Source organism: Amycolatopsis kentuckyensis, assembly GCF_002155975.1.
In the GTDB taxonomy this organism is placed as follows: domain Bacteria; phylum Actinomycetota; class Actinomycetes; order Mycobacteriales; family Pseudonocardiaceae; genus Amycolatopsis; species Amycolatopsis kentuckyensis.
Genome location: NZ_MUMI01000587.1, coordinates 1 through 4,791 on the forward strand (window position 1 = coordinate 1; position 4,791 = coordinate 4,791).

8 protein-coding genes are annotated in these 4,791 nt (G+C 72.3%); 3 read left to right on the forward strand and 5 right to left on the reverse strand.

Translation table 11 applies throughout. From position 1 onward, the window contains the following. Positions 1 to 221: sigma factor (locus tag CCN39_RS42885; RefSeq protein ID WP_279629620.1), on the reverse strand; the 221-nt coding region annotated here is incomplete at its 3' end. A 5-nt stretch (positions 222 to 226) separates the two neighbouring features. Then, complete coding sequence (locus CCN39_RS42890) at positions 227 to 577, reverse strand: YciI family protein (RefSeq protein ID WP_086852323.1); 351 nt, start codon at positions 575 to 577, stop codon at positions 227 to 229. A gap of 100 nt (positions 578 to 677) precedes the next feature. Here CCN39_RS42890 and CCN39_RS42895 point away from each other — a divergent pair, with 100 nt between their 5' ends. From CCN39_RS42895 to CCN39_RS42905, 3 genes are read left to right on the forward strand one after another with little or no spacing between them, the layout of a single operon-like run. Then, positions 678 to 1,130, forward strand: coding sequence for a hypothetical protein (locus tag CCN39_RS42895; protein ID WP_086852325.1), 453 nt, complete (start codon positions 678 to 680; stop codon positions 1,128 to 1,130). After that, a complete protein-coding gene (locus CCN39_RS42900) occupies positions 1,124 to 1,348 on the forward strand; it encodes a helix-turn-helix transcriptional regulator (protein ID WP_086852326.1) in 225 nt (74 codons plus the stop codon). The genes CCN39_RS42895 and CCN39_RS42900 overlap by 7 nt, the downstream gene beginning before the upstream one ends. Next, on the forward strand, positions 1,345 to 2,331 hold the full coding sequence (locus tag CCN39_RS42905) for an NAD(P)-dependent alcohol dehydrogenase (RefSeq protein WP_086852328.1): 987 nt from the start codon (positions 1,345 to 1,347) through the stop codon (positions 2,329 to 2,331). The genes CCN39_RS42900 and CCN39_RS42905 overlap by 4 nt, the downstream gene beginning before the upstream one ends. On the opposite strand, the gene CCN39_RS42910 is transcribed toward CCN39_RS42905, so the two are convergent. The 3 genes from CCN39_RS42910 to CCN39_RS42920 form a co-directional block, all read right to left on the reverse strand. Next, positions 2,297 to 3,175, reverse strand: a complete 879-nt coding sequence (locus CCN39_RS42910; RefSeq protein ID WP_086852329.1) for a M48 family metalloprotease — start codon at positions 3,173 to 3,175, stop codon at positions 2,297 to 2,299. The two genes, CCN39_RS42905 and CCN39_RS42910, sit on opposite strands and share 35 nt — an antisense overlap. 80 nt (positions 3,176 to 3,255) lie before the next feature. After that, positions 3,256 to 3,987: a hypothetical protein gene (locus tag CCN39_RS42915; protein ID WP_086852331.1), complete on the reverse strand. Its 732-nt coding sequence runs from the start codon at positions 3,985 to 3,987 to the stop codon at positions 3,256 to 3,258. Positions 3,988 to 3,991: 4 nt separating this feature from the next. Further along, positions 3,992 to 4,791, reverse strand: an 800-nt coding sequence (locus tag CCN39_RS42920; protein WP_244211265.1) for an NAD(P)H-binding protein, incomplete at its 5' end; no start/stop codon positions are given.

Here is a 4,791-nt window from a genome sequence, read left to right on the forward strand (position 1 = left end):
AGGCGGTCGACCGCCTTGCGCCGGGCCGTCGTCATCAGCCAGGCGCCCGGCTTCGGCGGCACGCCCTCGGCCGGCCAGTGCACCAGCGCCGCCTCGATCGCCTCCGACGTCACTTCCTCGGCGAGGTCCAGATCGCCGAACCGGCGGACGAGCGCGGCCAGCAGCAGCCCGCGCTCCTCCCGGAACACCGCCTCGATCGACGCACCCGCCCGCCCTTCCACCGGCGTCAGCCTTCGTAACCGGCGAGCGGCCGCACCACGATGGACCCGCCGTCGCGCGACCCCGGGCAGCGCGCCGCCCAGTCGAGCGCGACGTCGAGGTCCGGCACGTCGACGACGAAGTAGCCGCCGAGCACCTCCCGGGACTCGGCGAACGGGCCGTCGGTGACGAGCCGCTCGCCGCTCTCGTCGACCCGGACCGTGGCCGCCGTGGTGAAGTCGGCGACCGAGTCGCCGCCGACGTAGACCCCGGCTTCCTTGAGGGACTTGTCGAACAGCATCCAGTCGTCGGGCGTGCTGCAGCCGGTGGGCGCGCCGTCGGCGTCGAGAGCGGCATTGATCAGCATCAGGTACTTCACGGTTCCTCCAGTGCTCGGTTGCCGTACGCCAGCACTACGAACGACGGCCGGCCCGTTGGACACCCTTCGCCCGAATTTTCTCATGTCAAGAAACTTTGACATGATGTCTGGTTTGTTTTACCTTGACGAAGTGACCCACGAAGAGAAGCGCACTTGGATCCTCGGGATCGCCGCGGTGGTGAGTTACGCGGTGTACCTGGTGATCGTGCTGGGCCGGGCCGGCGCCCGACCGCTGGCCGAAGTCCCCTACGTCGCGACACTGCTCTGGACGGTCGGCGCGTCCATCGCCGCGACGATCGTGCTGAGCATCGTCGTCGCGGTCGTCTCGAAAGACGGCGCGAAGGACGAGCGCGACCGCGAAATCGGCCGGTTCGGCGAGTACATCGGCCACTCGTTCGTCGTCATCGGCGCCGTCGCCGCACTTCTGCTGGCGATGGCCGAGGCGCCGCACTTCTGGATCGCCAACGCCGTCTACCTGGCGTTCACGCTTTCCGCGATCCTCGGGTCGATCGCCCGGATCTTCGCCTACCGCAAAGGTTTCCAGCCGTGGTGAAGCCGACCCGCGTCACGAACTCGCTGCGCGCCCTCCGGTTCGCACACGGCCAGCTGACCCAGGCCGAGCTCGCGACCCGGCTCGGCGTGACCCGCCAGACCGTCATCGCCATCGAGCAGGGCCGCTACTCGCCCTCGCTCGAGATGGCGTTCCAGATCGCGCACGTGTTCGGAGTTCCGCTCGAAGAAGTGTTCCAGTACCCGGAGGAGCCGTCGTGAAAGCCATCGTCCAAGACCGCTACGGAAATCCCGGTGTTCTCGAACCGCGGGACATCGCGAGACCGGTGCCCGGGCCCGGCGAGGTCCTCGTGCGCGTGCACGCGGCCGGCGTCGACCCGGGCGTCTGGCACCTGACCACCGGCCGGCCGTATGTGCTGCGCCTGCTCGGTTTCGGCTTGCGCACGCCGAAGAACCCGGTGCGGGGCCTCGACTTCGCGGGCACCGTCGAGGAAACCGGCGACGGTGTCACGAAGTTCCGGCCGGGTGACGAGGTGTTCGGCGAGTGCACCGGCTCGTTCGCCGAGTACGCCGTCGCGAAGGTCGATCGGCTCGCCGTGAAACCGGCCCGGCTCTCGTTCGAGCAGGCGGCGGCCGTCGCGATCTCCGGGTGCACCGCCCTGCAGGGCCTGCGCGACGCCGGCCGGGTCCGGCCGGGCCAGTCCGTCCTGGTGATCGGCGCCGCGGGCGGCGTCGGGTCGTTCGCGGTGCAGCTGGCCAAGTCCTTCGGCGCCGAAGTCACCGCGGTGTGCAGCACGGGCAAGGTGGACCTGGTCCGCGAGCTCGGCGCCGACCACGTCGTCGACTACACCTGCGCGGACTTCACCGGCCGGCGCCACGACCTGATCCTGGACACGGCGGGCCTGCGCTCGCTCGCCCACCTGCGCCGGGCGCTGGCCCCGCGCGGCACGCTCGTGATCGTCGGCGGCGAAGGCGGCAGGTGGCTGGGCGGCATCCAGCGGGTGCTGCGGGCCGCGGTGCTGAACCCGTTCGTGAAACAGCGGCTGCGCGGGCTCGTCTGCACCGTCCGCGGCGCGGATCTCGAGGTCCTGCGCGAGACGATCGAAGCCGGCCGGCTCACCCCCGTGCTCGACCGCACCCACCCGCTCGCCGACGCCGCGGCCGCGATCGACTACGTCCACGAGGGGCACTCGGCGGGCAAGATCGTGCTCACGCTCGGAACCCGCGGTCCTGCAGCTTCTTGATCCGGTCGACGTGGGCGGGGTGCCCGGCCAGCAGCCGCGCCCACAGCCGCCGCTCGTCGCCGCCGCCGGCCCGGATCCACTCCCGGAACAGCGTGATCAGCTCGGGCCCGTAGCCCAGCCGCGCGGCCATCAGGTCGGCCCGGTACTCGCCGAGCCGTTTCGACCAGGCGAGCACCGGGCCGAGCAGCGGCGCCAGCAGCAGCCACGGGTCGAGGAAGGCGAGCGCGGTGAGGACGCCGAGCGTCAGCAGCACGGTGACGAGGACGGCGACCGACCGCCCGAAGGCGGCGAACGCGCGCCCGACGTGCGGAACGGCCAGCGCGAGCAGCCGGACCAGCCGGGTGAGGAGCCGGGCCGGGAGCTCGAGCCACCAGACGTAGAGCGAAATCCGGGTGTGCCCGGCGAGGTGGTGGCCGAGTTCGTGCGCCAGGATCGCTTCGAGGCTCGGCGGCGGCAGGTCGAGGGCGGTCCGCGTGACGGCGACGGTCCGGCCCCCGGCGGCGAAGGCGTTGAGCTCGCGAGACCGGTCGACCCACAGCCGGTAGCGGGCCCCGTCGACCTCGGCGGCGGCGCAGACGGCCTGCCAGCTCGGGGTGAGCCGCGCGAGTTCCCGCGTGGTCGGCTTCCGCATGCCGAAGCTCAGCGGCAGCAGGAAGTGCTCGAAGGCGGGCACGAAGGTGATCCCGCCGAGCACCACCCAGCCGGCCGGAAGGACCCAGAAGTACGCCGGCCAGGCGAGTTTCCCGGCGACGGCGAGCACGAGCAGGCTGCTGGCGACGACGGGCACCGCCAGCACGACGGCGAGCACGGCGGACAGGTCGGGCCGGGCCCGGTCTCCGCTCAAGTCCGCTCCTCCCACCGGCGACCGGAACCACCCTGGCCCGAACCGGGCCCGGAGCACAACGCCCGTCCACCGGATGGCGCTCAGCCGTAGCGGCGCGCTTCGAGGAGCCGGCCGAGCTGCTCGTGTCGCGAACTGCTGCGCGGGAGCCGGCTGTACAGCTCGTCGAGAATGTCGAAGACCTCGTCAGGCACATCGGCCGGGTCCGCGCGCTCGAGCATCGCGGCCACCGTCCGGATGGCCCAGTACTGGATGAACGCGGTGGTCTCCCGGCTGAGCGCCCGGATCGTCTCGTCGAGCAACGCGGGATCCGGCCGGCCGTAGAGCGCGGCGTACCCGGCGAGACGGATCCCGCCCTCGTCGTCACCAAGGGCTTGAACCGGGTCGAAGCCCGGCACGCGCGGGAGCACCGTCACCATCGTGCCGAACAACCGGTCCAGCTCGGCGGTGCGCGCCGGCTCCCGCGAGGTCTTGCGCAGCCGCCGGTACTCCTCGGCGAACCGCCGGACCGTTTCCATCGTGGGTGGCAGGTCCTCGCCCCGTGCGGCGCCGAGCGCCGCCTGGGCGGTGCTGCTCGCCTCCTCGGTCGTGCGCTCGAGTGCGTCCTGCCGCTCCCGGAGGTCCCGGTACTTGACCTTCCAGCCACCCGGCAACTCGATGCTCTCCAGCAGCTCGCCCAGCCAGGGCACGAGGGCCACGACGAGGAGCAGCACCGTGATGGCGTCGATCTTCAAGCCGGGCCAGATCAGATGGGCCGCGGCCCCGAGGAGCGCGACCAGGGTGACCGCGGCGCCCAGCAACCGGCGCACCTTCACCGCGTCACCGGAAGGCGTCCGCGTGCGCCTCGGCCCACTGGGCGAAGGTCCGCGCCGGCCGCCCGGTCACCTCCGGCACCGTCGGGTACACCGTCGCCTCGTCCAAAGTGCCCTCGACGTAGAAGTTCCAGAACGCCTCGACGTACTCGCGCGGCATCCCCGCCTCGAGCTCCGCCCGCGTCTCGTCGTTCGACAGCCCGACGAACCGAAGATCCCGGCCCAGCACCGAGGCCAGCACCGAAACCTGCTCGGCCGGCCGCATCGCCACCGGCCCGGTCAGCTCGTGGACCAGCCCTTCGTGCCCGCCCGCCAACGCGAGCGCCGCCACCGCCGCGATGTCCGCCGGGTCGATGCAGGCCACCGGGACGTCCGGGAACTGGACGCGGATCGTGTCGCCCGCGCGCAGCTGCGGCAGCCAGCGCAGGGCGTTCGACATGAACGCGCGCGGCCGCAGGAACGTCCAGTCCAGGCCCGATTCCCGCACCGCCCGCTCCGACAGCGTCATGTAGCGGGACACGGCGTTGCCCATGTCCTCCAGCGCCGCCGAGCCGCCGGACAGCAGCACGACCCGCCGCACGCCGGCGTCCCGCAGCAGGCCGGACATGTCCTCGTACCCGGACAGCAGGAAGACGCCCTCGACCCCCTTGAGAGCGTCCGCGAGGCCGTCGAGGGAACCGAGGTCGCCCACCGCGGCCTCGACGCCGTCCGGCAGCCGGACGTCCGGCCGGCGCACCAGCGCCCGGACCGGTGCGCCCGCCCCCGCGAGTGCCGAAACCACTTCCGCACCGACGTTGCCGGTGGCGC